At 70.3% G+C, this 18,528-nt stretch carries 21 protein-coding genes; 9 read left to right on the top strand and 12 right to left on the bottom strand.

Going from position 1 to position 18,528, the window contains the following annotated elements; all coding sequences use genetic code 11:
- Positions 1-3: 3 nt before the first annotated feature.
- The 6 genes from KBX26_RS16685 to KBX26_RS16660 all read right to left on the bottom strand — a co-directional run bounded on the left by KBX26_RS16685 (position 4) and on the right by KBX26_RS16660 (position 4,132).
- Positions 4-195, bottom strand: a complete 192-nt coding sequence (locus KBX26_RS16685; RefSeq protein ID WP_130401096.1) for a DUF397 domain-containing protein — start codon at positions 193-195, stop codon at positions 4-6.
- Positions 186-779: a DUF5753 domain-containing protein gene (locus KBX26_RS16680; protein WP_307857830.1), complete on the bottom strand. Its 594-nt coding sequence runs from the start codon at positions 777-779 to the stop codon at positions 186-188. The genes KBX26_RS16685 and KBX26_RS16680 overlap by 10 nt, the downstream gene beginning before the upstream one ends.
- Positions 780-1,034: 255 nt before the next feature.
- A complete protein-coding gene (locus KBX26_RS16675; RefSeq protein WP_210865820.1) occupies positions 1,035-1,607 on the bottom strand; it encodes a GNAT family N-acetyltransferase in 573 nt (190 codons plus the stop codon).
- A gap of 99 nt (positions 1,608-1,706) precedes the next feature.
- Positions 1,707-2,393, bottom strand: coding sequence for a Type 1 glutamine amidotransferase-like domain-containing protein (locus tag KBX26_RS16670; protein WP_210858909.1), 687 nt, complete (start codon positions 2,391-2,393; stop codon positions 1,707-1,709).
- A 204-nt stretch (positions 2,394-2,597) separates the two neighbouring features.
- Entirely contained in the window at positions 2,598-3,104 is a 507-nt protein-coding gene (locus KBX26_RS16665; protein WP_030327644.1) for a DUF664 domain-containing protein, read from the bottom strand.
- Positions 3,101-4,132, bottom strand: coding sequence for an aldo/keto reductase (locus tag KBX26_RS16660; protein WP_247680720.1), 1,032 nt, complete (start codon positions 4,130-4,132; stop codon positions 3,101-3,103). The genes KBX26_RS16665 and KBX26_RS16660 overlap by 4 nt, the downstream gene beginning before the upstream one ends.
- 122 nt (positions 4,133-4,254) lie before the next feature.
- Here KBX26_RS16660 and KBX26_RS16655 point away from each other — a divergent pair, with 122 nt between their 5' ends.
- Positions 4,255-5,811, top strand: coding sequence for a glycosyltransferase family 39 protein (locus KBX26_RS16655; RefSeq protein ID WP_307857829.1), 1,557 nt, complete (start codon positions 4,255-4,257; stop codon positions 5,809-5,811).
- Between the two features lie 43 nt (positions 5,812-5,854).
- Here the strand turns inward: KBX26_RS16655 and KBX26_RS16650 are convergent, their stop codons facing one another.
- Positions 5,855-6,337: an Rrf2 family transcriptional regulator gene (locus KBX26_RS16650; protein WP_210865819.1), complete on the bottom strand. Its 483-nt coding sequence runs from the start codon at positions 6,335-6,337 to the stop codon at positions 5,855-5,857.
- Positions 6,338-6,471: 134 nt separating this feature from the next.
- Between KBX26_RS16650 and KBX26_RS16645 the strand changes: the two genes are divergently transcribed.
- Positions 6,472-7,212, top strand: coding sequence for an SDR family oxidoreductase (locus KBX26_RS16645; protein WP_210865818.1), 741 nt, complete (start codon positions 6,472-6,474; stop codon positions 7,210-7,212).
- A 38-nt stretch (positions 7,213-7,250) separates the two neighbouring features.
- Here the strand turns inward: KBX26_RS16645 and KBX26_RS16640 are convergent, their stop codons facing one another.
- Both KBX26_RS16640 and KBX26_RS16635 read right to left on the bottom strand, forming a co-directional pair.
- Positions 7,251-7,826, bottom strand: coding sequence for a GNAT family N-acetyltransferase (locus KBX26_RS16640; protein ID WP_210865817.1), 576 nt, complete (start codon positions 7,824-7,826; stop codon positions 7,251-7,253).
- Positions 7,826-9,079 carry an MFS transporter gene (locus KBX26_RS16635; protein WP_247680719.1) on the bottom strand — a complete coding sequence of 418 codons (1,254 nt, stop codon included), beginning with the start codon at positions 9,077-9,079 and terminating at the stop codon, positions 7,826-7,828. Before KBX26_RS16635 ends, KBX26_RS16640 begins: the two co-directional genes overlap by 1 nt.
- Positions 9,080-9,207: 128 nt before the next feature.
- On the opposite strand from KBX26_RS16635, the gene KBX26_RS32395 reads away from it, so the two are divergent.
- From KBX26_RS32395 to KBX26_RS16620, 3 genes are all read left to right on the top strand, one after another.
- Complete coding sequence (locus KBX26_RS32395; protein WP_210865816.1) at positions 9,208-10,137, top strand: LysR family transcriptional regulator; 930 nt, start codon at positions 9,208-9,210, stop codon at positions 10,135-10,137.
- A gap of 33 nt (positions 10,138-10,170) precedes the next feature.
- Complete coding sequence (locus KBX26_RS16625; RefSeq protein ID WP_210865815.1) at positions 10,171-10,632, top strand: HNH endonuclease; 462 nt, start codon at positions 10,171-10,173, stop codon at positions 10,630-10,632.
- Positions 10,633-10,743: 111 nt separating this feature from the next.
- Positions 10,744-11,394 (top strand): DUF6518 family protein, encoded by a 651-nt coding sequence (locus tag KBX26_RS16620; protein ID WP_210865814.1) that lies wholly within the window; start codon positions 10,744-10,746, stop codon positions 11,392-11,394.
- Here the strand turns inward: KBX26_RS16620 and KBX26_RS16615 are convergent, their stop codons facing one another.
- Both KBX26_RS16615 and KBX26_RS16610 read right to left on the bottom strand, forming a co-directional pair.
- The gene (locus KBX26_RS16615; protein ID WP_282102214.1) at positions 11,395-11,928 is read right to left on the bottom strand and encodes an NUDIX hydrolase; all 534 of its coding nucleotides are present in this window, start codon (positions 11,926-11,928) and stop codon (positions 11,395-11,397) included. It lies immediately after the preceding gene.
- Positions 11,929-12,140: 212 nt separating this feature from the next.
- Entirely contained in the window at positions 12,141-13,190 is a 1,050-nt protein-coding gene (locus KBX26_RS16610; protein ID WP_210865812.1) for an aldo/keto reductase, read from the bottom strand.
- A gap of 109 nt (positions 13,191-13,299) precedes the next feature.
- Between KBX26_RS16610 and KBX26_RS16605 the strand changes: the two genes are divergently transcribed.
- Both KBX26_RS16605 and KBX26_RS16600 read left to right on the top strand, forming a co-directional pair.
- Entirely contained in the window at positions 13,300-13,803 is a 504-nt protein-coding gene (locus KBX26_RS16605; RefSeq protein WP_210865811.1) for a MerR family transcriptional regulator, read from the top strand.
- A 100-nt stretch (positions 13,804-13,903) separates the two neighbouring features.
- Positions 13,904-14,728 (top strand): arginase family protein, encoded by an 825-nt coding sequence (locus tag KBX26_RS16600; protein WP_210865810.1) that lies wholly within the window; start codon positions 13,904-13,906, stop codon positions 14,726-14,728.
- 38 nt (positions 14,729-14,766) lie between these two features.
- On the opposite strand, the gene KBX26_RS16595 is transcribed toward KBX26_RS16600, so the two are convergent.
- Positions 14,767-16,701 carry a prolyl oligopeptidase family serine peptidase gene (locus KBX26_RS16595; RefSeq protein WP_210865809.1) on the bottom strand — a complete coding sequence of 645 codons (1,935 nt, stop codon included), beginning with the start codon at positions 16,699-16,701 and terminating at the stop codon, positions 14,767-14,769.
- A gap of 223 nt (positions 16,702-16,924) precedes the next feature.
- Between KBX26_RS16595 and KBX26_RS16590 the strand changes: the two genes are divergently transcribed.
- Both KBX26_RS16590 and KBX26_RS16585 read left to right on the top strand, forming a co-directional pair.
- Positions 16,925-17,665 carry a nucleotidyltransferase domain-containing protein gene (locus KBX26_RS16590; RefSeq protein WP_210865808.1) on the top strand — a complete coding sequence of 247 codons (741 nt, stop codon included), beginning with the start codon at positions 16,925-16,927 and terminating at the stop codon, positions 17,663-17,665.
- Between the two features lie 56 nt (positions 17,666-17,721).
- A complete protein-coding gene (locus KBX26_RS16585) occupies positions 17,722-18,465 on the top strand; it encodes an aminoglycoside phosphotransferase family protein (RefSeq protein WP_247680725.1) in 744 nt (247 codons plus the stop codon).
- The last annotated feature ends 63 nt before the right edge of the window (positions 18,466-18,528 follow it).

Here is an 18,528-nt window from a genome sequence, read left to right as displayed (position 1 = left end):
AGGTCAGCCGGCGTGGCGGGCCTGCGCGACGAAGCGCCGCCACGACTCGGGGCGGAACGCCAGCGTCGCGCCGTCGCGATCCTTCGTGTCCCGAACGAGCACCACACCCGGCAGGTTGTCGGCCACCTCGACGCAGTTGCCGCCGTTGCCGCCGCTCCTCGTGCTCTTCCGCCACCGCGCGCCGGTCATGTCCATGCTGCTGCCGCTTCCCTGAGGAGTGCCAGGGAACGCCCGCGCGGCAGTGCCTCGCCGCGGATCCGCTCCCACCGTCGCTCCAGATTAACAAGGTCCGATGGCTGATCCAGGATCTGCGCCTGGGCCGCGCTGTCGACGTGGGCGACCCGGGAACCGTCCGGCATGTCCGCGATGGTGAACGGCCCGTCGAGCCCGGGATAGCTGGGCGCGTCCGCCGGGACGATGTGCAACTGCACGGTGCCCGCCTCGGCGTGCCCGAGCAGGCACGCGAGTTGCGCGGCCATCAGGGCGCGGTCGTCGCCGACACGTCGTCGGAGCACCCCCTCGTCCAGCACGGCCACCAGCAGAGGCCCGCCCTCTCCCGGTGCGAGGATCGCCTGCCGGGCGATGCGCGCCTCGGTGAACTCGTCGACCGCCTCCGCCGCCAGCATCCCGCCGGCCAGGGTCGCCCGCGCGTACGCCTCGGTCTGCAACAGCCCGGGCACCCACGCCAGCTCGAACGACCGCAGCGTCACCGCCTCACGTTCCAGGTCGACCCACGGCCGGAACCACACCGGCTCACGACGCCGGCCGGCGTCCGGCACACGTACGACGGTTGGCTCTGGCTCGACGCGTACCAACTGGACCCGAAGGGCGAGGCGGTGGCCCGGCGTGAACTGTTCGTGCTGCGCGCGGGCGTACGGCGGCAAGCACCCGGCGAGGCGCGGCGGCCCGCCCCCGCGCGGCGTCGGACCGCTGCGCGGGCCGTCTGATGCCCCAGCGCCGCAAGCACCTGCCGTCGCGGCCGTCGTGGCGCTGCCCGACCTGACCCCGCGTTTCGTCGGCTGGGCCGAGGCCCGTTAGGCCAGTCGTGCGTGCAGGTGCATGTCGTGCCAGCCGTCGGCGTGGCGCACCGACCCTCGGGCCACGCCCTCGACGGTGAACCCGGCCCGCCCAGCCACCCGGCAGGACGCCACGTTGCCGGTCGAGTGCTCCAGCGCCAGCCGGTGAAACCCGCCCCGGGTGAAGGCCCATCGGGTCATGGCGAGCAGCGCCTCGGTGGCGAGCCCTCGACCGCGCGCGGCGGGCATCAGCCAGTACGACACCTGCGCCGACGCCTCGGTCAGCAGCACGTCGCGCAACCCCACCTGACCGACGGGCTGGTCGTCGGCGTCGACGAGCGCCCAACTGGCGGCGCTCTCGTCGCGCCAACGGCCGGCCCACTGCGCTGTCCACGACCGTGCCTCGTCGTCGCTGTCGAGACGACGCACGTGCCATCGCTGGATCACCGGACAGTCGAAGGCAGCCCGCACGGCCGGGGCGTCGTCGTCACGCCACGGCCGCAACGCCACCCCGGGGCGTACCGGAAGGTGGGGTTGCTCCTGGGCGGCGAGGCTGCCGGCGGGCAGCGCGGGTACGACGAGCAGCGGCATCCGCCCATTATCGAGCCGGCGGCCGCACGCTCCCGGCCGGGCCACCGGCGAGCGCGGCGACCACGTCGAGGGGCCGGCTCGGCTGAAGGGACAACCCGGTCAGGGGTTGATCAGTTTCCAGTCGCCTTCGGAGATGACGTCGACATTGCCATCGACCACCGTGATGGCGGTGTTGTCATCGATGGCGTAGGTCGGGACCGGGATTCCGGACGCCCACTTCTGGATGGTGGACAGCTCGGTGTCCTCCATCTCCGGATGGTTGAGGTGGGGGTACAGGGTGAAGTCCACCAGCCCCAGCGCCCGGTCGGCGTCCTGCGCCCTGTCGCTGCCGTCAGGGACGAACGCGAGGTCGAACTCGGCGTCGCAGTTGTACGGGGTGACCGCGATGCTCCCGGCACTGACCCCCACATAGACCGTGTCAGTCAGCGACGGCAGCAGGTCCGCCAGGCCCGACTGGCGCAGCCAGTAGGTCAGGTACAGCACGTCGCCGCCCCAGACGAGGAGAGCGTCGGCCTCCCGGACCGCCGGGACCCAGTTCTCTTCTCGAATGGTCGGCAGCGCGGTGAGCTCCAGCAACCCCAGGGATTTCCAACCGAGCTGGCACAGCGGAATGTCGGCCCGACCGTGAATCGCCTTCCACGCCCTCTCAGCCCCGCCGGGGAATGGGTAGACAGCGGTGGGAATGAACAGGGCCGTGGACTCGGCGATCGGCTTGCCCAACAGGTCGACGAGCGCGTCGGAGATGCTCGGGTTGCTGATGCCTCCCGACGTGAGAAGGAACTTCAACACATCCGCTCTCCTAAATCCATCGGATGACCGCGATCATGTTGCCCATGAGGGCCAGCGCCCCGGCTCGCCAACCCGAGCGACATCGCTGGATCATCCACCGGCGACTGTCCAACGTCAACGGCCTCCGCCCACCGCGCAGTTCGACTGGATCACCGCCGACTCAATTGATCGAGGGAAACCGCGAACAGCGGCATCAGCCCATCACTCTCCGGTCGGGCCGCCCGCGAGTTCGGCGACCACATCGAGGTGGCCGAGGTGACGGGCGTACTCCTGCACCAGGTGGAACAGCACCCGCTCCAGCGACGCCGGGTCCGCGCCGTCCCACCGCGGGCCCGGCGCACCGATCTCGGCCAGGTCGTGTGCCGTCACCACGGCCGTGGTGTGCGCGCCCTGCGCCCGCAGCGCCGCCACCAGATCCGCGCGGGACTCGTCGGGGGCGACGTACCAACGGTCGTCGCGGCGGTCGCCCCACGGCTCGGCGACATCCCGACCCTGGAAGCCCCACTCGATCCAGCGCCGCTCCACGTGGCGCAGGTGGGTGAGCAGCTCCAGCGGGGTCCACCCGGACGGCAGCCGGCTGCGCCGCAGCTCCGGCTCAGCCAGCGCCGACACCCTGGCCACCATGGACTCGCGGAAGTAGTCCAGGTAGCGCAGGAAGACCTCGGCGCGGCTGCCGGCCGGGGCGGTGGGCTCGGGAAACGACGTCACGATCCGGCCGGCAGGTCGCGGGCGCGCTGGCGCACGCCTGCGGCGCCGTACGGGTAGTCGCCCACCGGTGGGGCGCTCACCTCGTCCAGCAGCCGCATCTGCTCGGCGTCGAGGACCAGGTCGGCGGCGGTCAGGTTGTCGTCGAGCTGCGCGGTGGTACGCGCACCGAGGATCACCGAGGTGACCGCCGGTCGGGCCGCCAGCCAGGCCAGCGACACCGCCGACATGGAAACCCCCAGGTCCCCGGCGATCTGACGGACCGCGTCGAGCACCCGCCAGGTGCGCTCCTCGGCGTTGCGACCCGCGTACGCCTCGACGCCGCGCTGCGGGTTCTCGCCGAGCCGCGTCGCGCCGGTGGGCGTGTTGTCGCGCTGGTACTTGCCGGTCAGCCAACCGCCACCCAGCGGTGACCACGGCAGGATGCCGATGCCCTCGTTCTCACAGACCGGCACCAACTCGAACTCAATCTCCCGGGCCAGCAGGTTGTACTGCGGTTGCAGGGTCACGATCGGGGTGAGGTTGAGGTGCTGGGTGAGCAGGGCGGCCTTCTGCAGCTGCCAGCCGGTGAAGTTGCTGACCCCCGCATAGCGGATCTTGCCAGCGCGCACCGCGTCGTCGAAGAACCGCAGCGTCTCCGGCAGCGGGGTCAGCGGGTCCCAGGCGTGCGCCTGGTACAGGTCGACGGCCTCGACGCCGAGGCGCCGCAGGCTGGCGTCCAGGGCGCGGGTGAGGTGCACCCGGGACAGGCCGGCGTCGTTCGTCCCCGGGCCCATCGGGAACCGCCCCTTGGTGGCGATCACCAGGCGGTCGCGCACGTCGGGTCGGCTGCGCAGCCAGCGCCCGATGATGTCCTCCGAGACACCGGTGGAGTAGACGTCGGCGGTGTCGATGAAGGTGCCGCCGGCCTCGACGAACCGGTCCAGTTGGGCGAAGCTGCCGGCCTCGTCGGTCTCCGCGCCGAAGGTCATCGTGCCCAGGCACAGTGTCGACACCACGGTGCCGGTGCTGCCCAGAGTGCGGTAGCGCATATCGTCCTTTCGGTCCGAGTGACAAAGCCGATCTTCGCACCCGGTTGGGCCACCTGCACATGGAGGCCGCCGGGCCCCGGCACGGGCACCCACGCGGGCACCTCGCCGGTCATCATGAGCGGGTGAGTGAGCCCGCGATCGGCATCGACCGGCCTCACCGGTCGGCCCAGTCACCACCACCGCCGGGGCGTCAGCCGGAGCCCGGCGCGCGCACCCACGGCCCGTGGCTGGTGGCCGCCGCCACCAGCGCGACGCTGCTGCTGCTCGCCGGCCGCTACGGCTATCACCGTGACGAGCTGTACTTCCTGCTCGCCGGTCGACACCTCGACTGGGGCTACGTCGATCAGGGTCCGCTGGTCCCGGCGCTGGCCCGGCTGCTCGACACGATCGCGCCGGGCAACCTGGTGGTGCTGCGGACCCCGTCCGCGCTGCTGGCCGGCGGTGCGGTGCTGCTGGTCGCCGCGATCGCCCGGGAGCTGGGCGCCGGTCGGGGCGCGCAGCTCGTCGCGGCGGTGCTCGCCGCGCTGTCCGGCATCGTGCTCGCCAGTGGTCACCTGCTCAGCACCACCACCGTCGACCTGCTGGTCTGGTTGCTCGCGGCGTGGTGTGCGGTGCGGTTGCTGCGTACCGGTGACAGCCGTTGGGCGCTGGGCATCGGGCTGGCGCTCGGTGTGGGCATGCTCAGCAAGCTGCTGCCGGCGCTGCTGGCGGTGGGCCTGATCGTCGGGGTGCTCATCGCCGGGCCGCGTCGGCTGCTGCGCGACAGGTGGGTGCTCGCCGCCGCCGGGGTCACCGTGCTGTTGGCCGCGCCGAACCTGATCTGGCAGGCGTCGCACGGCTTTCCGCAGCTCGGCGTGGCAGCGTCCATCTCCGGCGGTGACAGCTCCTACAGTGGTCGGCTCGACGCGTTCACCCTCCAGTTCGTCATCATCAGCCCGTACGCCGTACCGATCTGGATCGCCGGCCTGGTCGCGCTGCTGCGCCGGCCGGCGTGGCGGGCCTACCGGGCGGTGGGCTGGGCGTGGTTGGTGGTGGTGGGCATCGTGCTGGTCGCCGGCGGCAAGGGCTACTACGACGCGCCGCTGTTGCTGGTTCTGACCGCCGCCGGTGCGGTGGTCACGGTCGCCTGGGCGTCGCGCGGGTCGCTTTGGTGGCGTCGAGGGCTCCTCGCGCTGGGTGTGGTGCCGTTCCTGCTGCCCAACGTCGTGCTGCTGCTGCCGGTGCTGCCGGCCGACCGGTTGCCCGGTTTCGTGGTCGACGTCAACTACGACGCCGGTGAGACGATCGGCTGGCCCGCGTTCGCCGACTCCCTGGCCGCCGTCCACAACGGACTGCCGCCCGAGGAGCGTTCGCGGGCGGTCATCCTCACCGCCAACTACGGGGAGGCCGGTGCGGTGGCCCGGTACGGTCCGGACCGGGCCCTCCCCCGCGCGTACTCCGGGCACAACAGCATGGTCGACTTCGGGCGGCCGCCCGCCGACGCGGACGTGGTCATCGCCGTCGGCTGGGAGCGCCCCGACCAGCTGAGCACCTGGTTCGAGCAGTGCATCCTCGCCGGGCGGGTGGATCAGCGGGTCGAGGTGGACAACGACGAGAACGGCGGCCCGATCCACGTGTGCCGGGGGCTGCGGCGTCCGTGGGCGCAGATCTGGGACACCGAGGTACGCCACACCGGCTGAGCGCGGTCAGCCCGGGTCGGCCGGAGCCGCTGGTCAGCAGGGTTCAGCCGGAGCTGCTGGTCAGCCAGGCCTGGATGCCGACCAGGGCCTCGGGGCCGGAGGTGGCGTCGACGTCGCGGGCGAGGTCGGCGATGGTGATCGCGGCGAGCGCCTGCCGCCACGCGTCCTCGGCCGCCCACATCGCCCGGGCGACGGGGCACGGCGTGGTGCAGGCGTCGGCGGGGGTCGCGAAGGGGCCGCGCTGGCGGATCTCGGTGCAGACGAAGCTCGGGCCGGGACCGTCGACGGCCCGGACCACGTCGAGCACAGTGACGCTCTCCGGTGCGCGGGTCAGCACGTAGCCACCCGACTTGCCCTGCACGGAGTGGATCAGGCCGGCGCGGGCCAGCGCCTGGAGCTGCTTGGCGAGGTAACTGCTGGAGACGTCGTGCAGTTCCGCCAGCTTGGCCGCCGGAACGGGCGTGTGGCTGGCGGTGAGCACCACGCAGCAGTGCAGCGCCCACTCGACCCCGCCGGACATCTTCATGACGTCACCCTAGTCACCCCGTTACTCGGACCTCGTGTGTCCGAGTATAGTTCCCGGACAGAAGAAGTCCGAGTATCGGCGAGGTTTCCGTAGCCGGACACCGGACCACACACGTCACTGGAAGGTGCATGGGCATGAAGATCGCCGTACTGGGCGGGACCGGTCTCATCGGGTCACAGGTCGTCAAGATCCTGCAGGCCGCAGGGCACGAGGCGGTGCCGCTGTCGCCGTCCACCGGGGTGGACCTGCTCACCGGGCAGGGCCTGTCCGACGGGCTCGCCGGCGCCGAGGTCGTCGTCAACCTGACGAACTCACCGACCTTCGACGAGGCCTCACCCGCCTTCTTCCGCACGACCATGGACAACCTGCTGGCCGCCGCCGCCCGCGCGGGCGTGGGGCACGCGGTGATCCTCTCCATCGTCGGCGTCGACCAGGTGCCCGACCTGGACTACTACCGCGCCAAGACCCTCCAGGAGGACATCCTCACGGCCGGTCCGATTCCGTACTCCATCGTCCGCGCCACGCAGTTCTTCGAGTTCGTCGACGCGATCCTGTCCTGGACGGCCGACGACACCACCGTCCGCCTACCCAGCACCCCGGTGCAGCCGATGGCCGCCGCCGACGTGGCCCAGGCCGTCGCCGAGGTCAGCATGGGCGCGCCGTTGCAGGGCATCCGCAACGTCGCCGGGCCCGACGTCTTCGCCCTCGACGAGCTGGGGCGGATCACCCTCGCCGCCCGCGACGACCAGCGCACCGTGACCACCGACGACAGCGCCGGCATGTTCGCCGCCGTGCCCGGCGACGTCCTGATCGCCAAGGGCGACGCCGTCATCGCGCCCACCGCCTACCGGGAGTGGCTCGCGCGCCGGGCCTGAGCAGGCACACCCGATCCGCACGTCGCCGTGGCAGCCGGTCACGACGGCGGCGTGCGGATCCCGGCCCGCCACTCATGCGCCAGGATCGCGAAGACGAGCTGGTCGGCCCACTCCCCCTTGAACAGGTAACTCTCGACGTGGCGGGCCTCCTGGCGCATGCCGAGTCGCGTCATCATCCGGGCCGACGCGGCGTTGCGGCCGTGGCACCTGCCGTAGACCCGGTGCAGCCCGAACTCGTCGAACGCCCAGGCCAGCACCGCGGTGGCGGCCTCCGTCGCCAATCCGCGACCGCCGTGGTCGGGGTGGAAGACGAACCCGATCTCGGCGGTACGGTCCACCCGGCTGCGCCACACCAACTCCACGATCCCGATCACCACCCCGGCGTCGGTGACCGCGGCCACCGTCAGGCAGTCACCCTCCGCGCGCCACGCGTCCTCGCCCGCCATGGCCAACACCGACGCCCGGGACTCTTCACGGGTACGCGGCTCCGCCCCGAGCATCCACCGCACCACGTCGGGCCGGCGCTGATACGCGTACACGTCGTCGAGGTCGTCGATCGTGACCGGGCGCAGCGTGAGGCGGGCGGTGCGGATCGGGTACGTCGGCTGGAACATCACGCGATCGTAGAGATCCCCTCGGCGTGCTCGGGTGCCGGTCGATCGGTGTCCGGGCGTCGGGGCAGCAGCAGCGGGCTCGCGAGGATCACCAGCCCGGCGACCGTGATCGCCGTGCGCGCGCTGGTGGCCTCGGCGAGTAGCCCACTGAGCGCGCTGAGGATGGCGATGGCCGCACTGCTGCCGATCGACCAGGCAGAGAGGGTGCGGACAACGCGCTCCTTCGGAGTCTGTTGAAGGCGGTAGGTGGCGAGCACCGGGTTGTACAGACTCATGCAGATGATGATCGCGAACTCGACGGCGATCACCGTGGCGAGACCGGCCACGCCCGGCTGCACGACGGCGAGGCCGATCAGCCAGATCGCGCGCAGCGCTCCCACGGTGCGGATGATCCGGTGTTGGCCGTAGCGTGCCACCACCCGACGGGCCAGGCATGACCCGATGAGTCCGCCCACACAGGGCACGGCGAACGCGAGACCGTACTGCCAGGGCGGAAAGCCCAACTCGCCGAGCAGCAGCACGGCCAGCAACGGCTCCGTGGCCATAATCAGTCCACTGACGAGCAACTGGTTGAGGTAGAGCGCCCGCAGGCCGCTGTGGGTGAGCAGATGCCGCCAGCCGTCGAGCAGCTCGCCGGCCCGGACCCGGGCCGCTCCGGTGCGCCGAGGGTGATCCTCGCGGCCGCGAATGGCCGCGATGCCCAGCGCCGAGAGCAGGTAGCTGAGCGCGTCGGCCACGATGGTGACCACCGGTCCGAACAGGCCGACCGCCGCGCCGCCCAGCGGTGGTCCGAGCGCGATCGCGCTCCACGTCGTCGACTCGAACCGCGCGTTCGCCACCAGCAGGTCGTCCGGCCGCACCAGGGCCTTGAGGAACGCGCCGCTGGCCGCGTTGAAGGCGATCTTGGCGGTGGCGACCACGGCCGAGACGACCAGCAACTGCCCGAAGCTGAGCCGGCCCAACGCGTACGCGACGGGGATGGTCAGCAGCACCGCGAACCGGGCCAGGTCCATCCCGATCATCACCGGCCGCTTGCGGTGGAACTCCACCCACGGCCCCAGCGGCAACGCGATCAGCGCGCCCACCGCCGGCCCCAGCGCGGCCAACACCGACACCTGAGCCGGGCTGGCCCCCAACACCAGCACGGCGATCAACGGCAACGCCCCGAAACCCAGCCCCGACCCGTAGGCGCTGACCGCGTACGACGCCCACAACCACCCGAACCGCCGACCCAGGGATCGCCTCGCGGACAAGCCCGCACCTCCCGCTCCCGACAACTCGTCGTTGACCGCCGCGATCAAAGCAAGGCCACTGACCGTGGATCAAACAACCGGACGAGCGGCGCGGCACAACCAGAGGTTGTGTCAGTAGGGTTCGTCGGGTGAACCTCGACGCCGTCCGCACCTTCGTCGCCGCCGTGGACGCCGGCCAGTTCCAGGACGCCGCCGCCGCGCTGTCGATCACCCAGCAGGCCGTCTCCAAGCGCATCGCCGCACTGGAGAAGGACCTCGGCGTACGGCTGTTCACCCGCACGCCTCGCGGCATCGCCCTCACCGTCGACGGTCAGACCTTCCTGCCGCACGCCCGTGAACTGCTGCGGGCCGAGGCACGCGCCGACGCCTCCGTACGCCCCGGCCGGCGGGCACTGCGCGTCGACGTGCACAGCCGGCGGACCGCACCGGCGGTGCTGCTTCAGGATTTCCACCGCGCGCATCCGCGCATCGAGCTGGACGTGGTCACCCTCGACGCCGACGTGCACGCCGCGATGGCCGCCGTCGAGGCGGGGACTGTCGACGCCACCTTCCACGCCGTCACAGTCGCCGCGCGCCACCTGCCCGCAGCGATCAGTGCCACCCGCGTGATCGACGAGCACCACGACCTGCTCGTGGGGCCACGCCACGCGCTCGCCAACGCCCGTACCGTCACGCCCGCGCAACTCGCCGAACACCGCATCTGGATGCCCGGCATGGCCCCCGGCACCGAATGGGCCGCCTACTACGACGAGCTCGCCGCCGCGTTCGGCCTCACCATCGACCTGGTCGGGCCGGTCTTCGGCAACGAGGCGCTGCTGGCCGAGATCGCCGACTCCGCGCAACTGGCGACGCTCGCCGGCGAACGCACCCGGTACCTGTGGCCGGACAGCTACGACCTGCGCCGGATACCGGTACGCGACCCGGCGCCGGTCTACCCCATGTCACTCATCTGGCGCGACGACAACCCGCACCCCGCGCTGCGCGCACTGCGTGAGCACCTCGACTCCCGCCGGGTCCCGGCCCCCGACGCCGAGGTCTGGCTACCTCCCTGGGGTTGAGACGACGCCGGGACAACTGGGTACGGTGGCCCCGTGCTCTCGGCCGTGAAGGGTTTGTCCCGCTACCACACCGAGGAGTCGCTGCGCGCGTACCTGCTCCAGCGCTCGCACCGCACCGAGAGCGGCTGCCTCATCGTCCACGGCTACGGGCCGCGACGCGGGGTGCACCAGAAGGTCGCCGGCCGCGCGTGGGCGCACATCGCCGCGTACGCGGTGCTCGTCGGTGACTACGACCCCGCCCTCGACGTCGACCAGACCTGTGGGGCCGCCGACTGCATCGAACCAACCCACCTACGTCAGGTCAGCCGCTCGGAAACCTGCCGAACCCGGTCACAGTCAGCGCAGTGCCGCAACGGCCACGACCGTGAGCTCGATGACGCGACGGGTCGCTACCGGCGGGTCTGTCGGGCCTGCAACCGGGAGGCGCAGCGTCGGTGGCGTGAACGCGAGGCCGCCGAGGTGGCGCAGGCGCGCGCCTCGTACGGCCGCACGTAGCGCGCCCGACGCGCAGAGCTGAACGAAGCCGGCCGTACGGCGGATGCGACCCGGCCGCAAACCCATCCTTAGGCAGATGTCCCGAGCGGCTCGGTGTGACAGTTTTGCCCCGTGACGACAGTTGATCGTGAAGTACAGCGCCGCCACCGGGTCCTGACGGTGGTGGCCGGTGGGGTTCTTCTCGGCGTGGTGGACCTGTTGCTGCAGCTCGGTCTGCCGTACCCCTGGGCGAACCTGGCCAATTCCAGCGCCGTCTGGGCGGTCGGCGCGTTCGCCATCGGATGGTGGCTCCGCGCCGACTGGCGGCAATCCGCGTTCGCCGGGATCGTGCTGCTGGTCGTCGCCGTGGAGGCGTACTACGTCGCGGCGGTCGTCCTGTTGGACGACAGCGCGCAGAACCTGTGGTCGCCGACGACGTTGATGTGGCTGTTCTTCGGAGTCCTCGCCGGCGCACTCTTCGGGGTGGCGGGTGGGCTGAGCCGCCACGGGCAACCGTGGGTTCGAGCGATCGCCGTGGCCATGCCCGGTGCGGTCCTGCTCGCCGAGGCGGCCATGCTGTTCCACCGCAGCGCACAACCCGGCCACGACTCGCACTACCGCACCGACAGCCTGCAGACCGCGGTGATCGAAGCGGTGCTCGGCGCCGCACTGATCCTGGTGGTCGCTCGGACCAACCGGGTACGTCTACAGGCGCTCGCCGCGGCAACGGCACTCGCGGTGCTCGGCTTCGCCGCGTACACCATTGCCGGCTTCGGCAGCTGATCAGTGCCGCATCAGCCCCGTTCTGCCAATGGGCTCCCCGTGCCCCGTTGGCGGTGTGTGGCGATGCAGGTCAAGCCCGATGTCGACGACCACGGAACGCTCCAGGGTGGCGACCTGTTCCAGCGGCACCCATTGCGCCAGGTCGGTCGTGCCGCCCGTCTCGGATCGCAGCTCACCGCCCGCGATCCGAGCCCGGTAGAAGACAGCCAGCGTGTGCAGGTCGACAATCCCGCCGTCGTAGCTCTCGACGGTCCGGGTCCGCGAGTTCACACCGAGCAGCAGCTCGACCTGCGCCTCGTACCCCGTCTCCTCGGCCACCTCCCGCACGACGGCGTCGAACGGATCCTCGGCGTGCTCGACCCCTCCACCAGGTAGCGTCCAGTGCCGCCGCGCCCGGTCTGGTGAGACCCAGCGGGCGAGCAGCAGACGATCGTCTCGCAAACACACCGCGTACGCGGCGACCCTGAGCCGTTGTGCGATCACAGTGACAGGATCTCGCAGTTCGCGGGCCAAGCGCTGCCCCCACGACACCATCCTGATGCATTACGCACAAGAACTGTCATTATGATGCACGTACGGTATGCCCGCTTTGTGGCGGTGATTTATTGAATTACTGTTACCGGTAAACCGTTAATTGCCATAACAGGGTGGACGACGTCGCGTGTGGAGGGCCCCGAAGGCGCGAGGGAGACGGGCACCTCCCGTCTCCCTCGATTCGAAGTCCTGGCCCAGCCCTATCTGCTCGATCAGGCCGCGGCGCGGTCGGCGAGTGGGCGGCGACGCAGTGCGGTGTCGGTCAGCGAACGCGGGGGCATGGGAGCATTCGGGTTGTACAGGTTGGTCCCGGGCGGCACGATCTCGTCGATTCGGTCGAGGGCCGCGTCGTCCAGGGTCAGCGCGGCGCCCTTGAGGAGATCCTCCAGCTGCGGCATGGTCCGCGGTCCGATGATCGCCGAGGTGACGGCCGGGTGGGCCACTGTGAACGCAATGGCGAGCTGCGGGAGGGTGCAGCCGATGCTCTCCGCGAGGTCGACGAGCTGCTCGACGACGTCGAGCTTGGCGGCGTTTTCCGCGAGCGTGGGATCGAATCGTTCCGGCCGGATTGTGGGACGCCCGGTGGACAGGTCGATGGGCTGGTTCTTGCGGTACTTGCCGGTGAGGAACCCGAAGGCCAGTGGGCTCCAGACAAGCACGCCCATTCCGTAGCGCCGGCAGACGGGCAGGACCGAGGCCTCGATCCCGCGGGCCAGGATCGAGTACGGCGGCTGCTCGGTGCGGAAGCGTCCGAGGCCACGACGCTCGGAGACGTGATGCGCCTCGACGATCTCCTCGGATGGGAACGTCGAGCAGCCGAAAGCACGGATTTTCCCCTGGCGCACGAGGTCGCTGAGCACCGAGAGCGTCTCCTCGACGTCGGTCGAGTCGTCGGGGCGGTGGACCTGGTAGAGGTCGATCCAGTCGGTGTTCAGGCGCCTGAGGCTGTCCTCAACCGCCCTGAGGATCCAACGCCGCGAGTTGCCACTGCGATTGCGGCCCTCGCCCATCTGGAAGTGCACCTTGGTGGCCAGGACAACGTCATCACGGCGCCCCCGCAGCGCCTTGCCGACGATCTCCTCGGACTCTCCCTGCCCGTACATGTCAGCGGTATCGACAAAGTTGATCCCCTGATCCACTGCGGCATGGATCATACGAACGCAATCGTCATGGTCGGAGTTGCAGCCATCCTGGAACATCATGGTCCCGAGGCAGTAGGCACTGACGTGAATGCCAGTTCCACCGAGGGTGCGATAGCGCATGGTGATGCTCCCTTGATTCAGCCGTGATCGCGGAGCGACAGAAGTGTCGACCGCACGGGAACCCTAGGATCTAGAGTTGACTCTAGGTCAAGCCGCTAGCCTGAACGGCATGGCTGAGGTCACCACAAATCTGAGCATCGGGCAGGTCGCCGAACGCACCGGCTTGAGCGTCCACGCGCTGCGCTTTTACGAGCACGAGGGCCTCTTCGTCAACCCTGTGCAACGTGGACCTGGCGGGCGTCGCGTCTACAGCCAGGATGACGTGGACTGGCTCACCGTCTGCATCATCTTGCGCGCCTCCGGCATGCCCCTGCCCGCGCTACGCCGATACGCCGACCTCGTCCGGCAGGGAGCCGGCAACGAGGAAGAACGACTCACGCTCATGCGCGAGCACCAAGCCCACGTCACCACCCAGATCGGCAGACTCGCCGAGTGCCTGGACCTGATCAGGTTCAAGGTCGGGGTGTACGAGGACCTCCTCGACCCGGACAGCGGTGGCGACCGCCAATGCCACGCGGCATCTCCTTCGGCGAACGACGAAGACGCCAACAACATCGGGCTCATCAATGGCCCGCGAGGACCAGTGACGCCGGACCCGGCGCTGAGCCCGTAGTGGTCGTGCCATGGACTAGCTCCAGCGCTTACGGTCAGGTCGTCACTGTCAGCTCTTGCGAAGGCGAGAACCCGTGTCAGCGTCCCACCCCCCGTCGCCGGTGATCACGCATTTCGCGGCCCGCGCCGGCGACCACAACGACCGGGCCATGCAGGCGTCGGGAATGATCGCGGCCGAACTCGCCGCTCGGCTGGGTTCAGCGCCGGTTGTCATCGGGTCACCCGAACCCGCGCTGTGTACCAACTGGGAAGAAGAGTTGGCCGCAGCTCGGCCGGCACTGCGCGCCATGGCAGAGCATTTCGACGAGTTGTTGCGCGACGGCGCCTTTCCGGTCACGGCGCTGAGCCGCTGCGCGGTCGCTCTGGCGACGCTTCCCGTCGTCGCCAGGTATCGCCCGGACGCGGTGGTCGTCTGGTTCGACGCACACGCGGACCTCAACACTCCCCAGAGCAGCACGACCGGCTACCTCGGCGGCCTCGCCTTCAGCGGCCCCCTCGGTATGTGGGACTCCGGCCTGGGACAGGGGCTGAAGCCAGAGAACGCGATCCTTTGCGGGGCACGTGACATCGACCCGGGCGAGCAGCCCCTGATCGATGATGGCGTGATCACGCTGGTCGGGCCAGGACCGGACCTGGCGAAGAGGCTGCGGGCCGCGATCGCCGGCCGTCCGGTCTATGTGCACCTCGACTGCGACGTCCTCGAACCCGGCATCGTGCCCACCGACTACCTCGTTCCCGGCGGCCTCACACTCAGCGAACTCAGATCCGCCGCGCTCGCCATCGGCGATTCCGACCTCGTCGGCTTGGAGATCGGCGAGTTCGAGGCCGGGGAAGACGCCGATGGCCTACCAGTCCACCCCGGTCCGCTCCTGGACGCTCTTCAGCCGCTACTCGACACGGCGGTGGACCTGCGTGCTGTTCCGTAAGGGGTTCGTCCGGGAGCCCTGTCCGGAGCAACCCGGGGTCACGAAGGCGACCCGTCGACAGGGGTGCGCCCGGCCGGCGGCTGGAGCCAGCGATCAAACCAGGCGCGGGTGCGGCGCAGGAGGTCGAGTTGGTGGTGGCGTTCCCGGATCGCGTGGCCCTCTCTCGGATACGTCACGAACTCGTGCTCGACATCGAAGTGGCGCAACGCCCGGTGCAGATACACGGCCTGCCCGAGGGGGACGTTGGTGTCCTCGGCGCCGTGCACGATGAGCACCGGAGTGCGGATCTGACTGGCGAAGGAGATCGGGCTGACCGCGTCGTGCGGGTGTGGTCCGATGCCGGACCAGCCGGTGCTGCCACCCAGCGCCGCCTCGAACTGGCCGTTGTCGCCGGTCGCGGCGAGCATGCCCCAGTCGACGATGCCGGCGCCGACGAGCGCGGCGCGGAAACGGTCGGTCTGGCCGATGGCCCAGGCGGACATGAAGCCGCCGTGGCTCCAGCCGGCGATGCCCAGCCGGTCGGGGTCGGCGACGCCCTCGGCGATCAGTAGGTCGATGCCGGTCAGGATGTCGGTCCACTCCTGCTGACCGACCCGGCCGGCGACGCTGGCGGCGAACTCGTGACCATGGCCCTGGCCGCCGCGCGGGTTGGGCAGGAACACCGCGTAGCCGGCGGCTGCCAGCCACTGCGCGCTGGGGAACCAGAACAGCTGGCAACGATCGGCGTAGCGATCGTACGGGCCGCCGTGCACGATCGTGACCAGCGGGAACGGGCCTTCGGACGCGTTTCTTCCGACCGGGAGGACGAGCAGGCCGTCCAGGTCGAGGCCGTCGACGGCACGGTAGGCCAGCGGCTGTTGGGTGCCGAAGGTGATGCCGTCGAGTTCCGGACGGGTGTGGGTGATGCGTCGCAGCGGCCCCGTTGGCGCTCCGATGTGCACGTTCGGCGGTTCGTAGCGGGCGCCGGTGCGTACCGCGATCGTGTCGCCGGTGGGGGTGGCGGTGAGGTTGTCGAGACGTCCGGGGTGATGCGACAGGGTGGTGAGGTCGGTGTGATCGAGCCTGGCCACCGTGGTGTTCAGGCCGTCGGCGAACACCGCCAGCGGGGCGGTGTCGGTCTGGCAGAGTTCGGTGGGGCAGATCGAGAGGCCAGCGGTGCGGTTGCGGAGGACGCGGCTCTCCACTGCCAGGTCGAACACGGCGGTGCCGGCTTGCAGAAGCGGTGGGGTGAGCGCGACGTAACCGAGGTGCCAACCGTCATCATCCGGCCACCATGCCAGCGACCGTGCGTCGACCGCGACCGGTCCGAGGTTCTGCGCCGTTTCGCTGGTGGGGTCGAACAGGTGCAGCTGGTTGGTGCGTGGCCCGTGGTCGTTGTCGGCGCTGGCCCAGGTCAGCACGGCGAGTGGGCCGCCGTCGGGACGTTGCCGCACCTCCACGACGTGCCGGTCAGCGAACCCCTGCGGGCTGACCACCCGGCCGGTACGCAGGTCGAGCAGGCGCAACCGGGTACGCGGCTCGCGTTCGCCGACCACGATGGCGTCGTCGCGGTCCCGGGCCCGGCGCGCGTCCCGCTCGGTGGGTTCGTCCTCGGCGAGCAGCGCGACCAGGTCGGGATCGCTGAGCGGCAGGTGGTCGATGACGCCGCCGCTCCAGCTGGTGCACGTGGTCACCGTGCCGTCGGCGAGGGTGAGGCGGTGCAGTTGCGGGGTCCCACGCTCGGTGCGGTCGGACAGGAAGAACAGCGTCTGGGAGTCCGCCGACCAGCGTGGCCGGGACTCGGTTGCGGTGTCGGCGGTCGCCCGGCGTGACGCGACACCATCGGTGTCGACGAGCCAGAGCTCGGTGTCGAGGTGGTCACCGGCCCGGCTGATGGGAGCGAGAACGTAGCCGAGCAGTCGCCCGTTCGGGGCGAGTGCCGGGGTCTGCGGCTCACGACCATCGACGACGAGGTCGGCGGTCAGCCCTGTCATTCGATCAGTCTGCCAGCACCGGCGTGGCACCACGAACCGGTGCGCCGCTGACACGTCCGCGCCGGACTCTTCCACGGCGACGTCGAGGCACCGGGATAGCATGCTCACGTCCCGCTGGTGACGGGTGCGAGGAGGATGCCGGTGGTCTGGTGCGGGTACAGCGTCGGGCCGTCAGCTCATCTCCGGCCGCCGGGCCACCTCGATGGTGGAGCAGCGTGACCACGTGTTCTCCGTGGAGGAACGCGACCTGATCCGGGAGCGGTTGTTGCGCCTCGCCGCGCAAGATCCCGCCGTGGTCGGCGCGGCGATCACCGGCTCGCATGCCAGCGGCGATGAGGATCGCTGGTCGGATGTCGATCTGGCCTTCGCGGTCAGCGACCCGCTCGACGTCGTCATGTGTCGGTGGACGCAACTCATGTACCGGGACTTCGCCGCTGTCCATCACTGGGACCTCCCTTCCGGGTCGATGCTCTACCGGGTGTTCCTGCTTCCCCACTGCCTGGAGGTCGACCTCGCCTTCGGCCCGGAAGCCGACTTCGGGCCGCGAGGTCCGAGTTGGCGTCTCATCTTCGGGCAAGCCGCACCGTCCCAGCCGGTTCCGGCGAGCGGTTACGACACAATCGCCGGCCTGGCGTGGCACCACGCCCTGCACGCGCGGATCAGCATCGAGCGAGGCCGATACTGGCAGGCGGAGCACTGGATCAGCGCGATGCGCACCCAGACGATCTCACTCGCTTCCCAGCGCCTGGGTCATGCCACCAGCTACGCCAAAGGCGCCCACCTCCTGCCCACCACCATCACCGGACCCCTCGAAACGACTCTGGTCCGTTCCCTGGACGAGGTCGAGTTACGTCGCGCGCTGTCGGCCGCCGTAGCCGTCCTGAGCACAGAACTCACTCGCACGGACGCGGCCCTGGCCGACCGACTGCGCCCGATTCTCGTCGAACTCGCCGCCAGCTCATGACGATCAACGCGATTGCGGTGATCGGGGCGTAGCAGGAGCATCGTCTCGTGGAGGAGATGATGACCGGCGGCAACATGGGCGGCGCGATACGCGTCGGCGACACCGTTCGGCGTGCTGCCGCCGAATGGAACCCGACCGTGCAGCGCCTGCTGGGGCACCTTCGTGACCGCGGCCTCACCTGGGTGCCGCACCCGTTGGGCACCGACGAGTACGGGCGTGACACCGTCTCGTACCTGCCGGGTGTCGTGCCTCAGTACCCGCTGCCGGCCTGGGTCTGGAGTCGGGAGGTCCTCATCGACGCCGGCGCCCACCTCGCCCACCTTCACCAGGCCAGTCTGGGCTTCGACGTCTCCGGTGCCGTCTGGCAGTCCGCGGTACGACAGCCGGCCGAGGTCATCTGTCACAACGACTTCGCGCCGTACAACATGGTCTTCACCGATGGCCGACTGAGCGGTGTCATCGACTGGGACACGGCCTCGCCAGGCCCCCGGTTGTGGGACGTGGCGTACCTCGCCTACCGGCTGGTGCCGTTGGCGGACCCGAACAACGGCGACGCCATTGACAGTGACCTGGGCGAGCGGGCCCGACGCCTGCGGCTGCTCGCCGCCTCCTACGGCTCGCAGCTGGCGCCGGCGGACGTCCTCCCCGTCGCCGTTGCGCGACTGCACGATCTCGCCGCCTTCACCGAGGCCCGCGCCGACCAGGGTCAGGAGACGGTTCGCAGTCACGTCGAGCTCTACCGCCGCGACGCGGCGTGGATCACGAGGCACGCCGATGAGCTGTGCCAGGAATCCGGCTGAACCACTGGCCAGTGTGACGCCGATTCCGGTGGGTGTCGTGGCGACGTCCCGGTCTGCCAGGAC

The sequence above is a fragment of the Micromonospora sp. C97 genome (assembly GCF_018070385.1).
Taxonomy (GTDB): Bacteria; Actinomycetota; Actinomycetes; order Mycobacteriales; family Micromonosporaceae; genus Micromonospora; species Micromonospora parva.
Note: the sequence above shows the minus strand (reverse complement) of the source record. Positions and strands in the feature narration are given on the sequence as shown.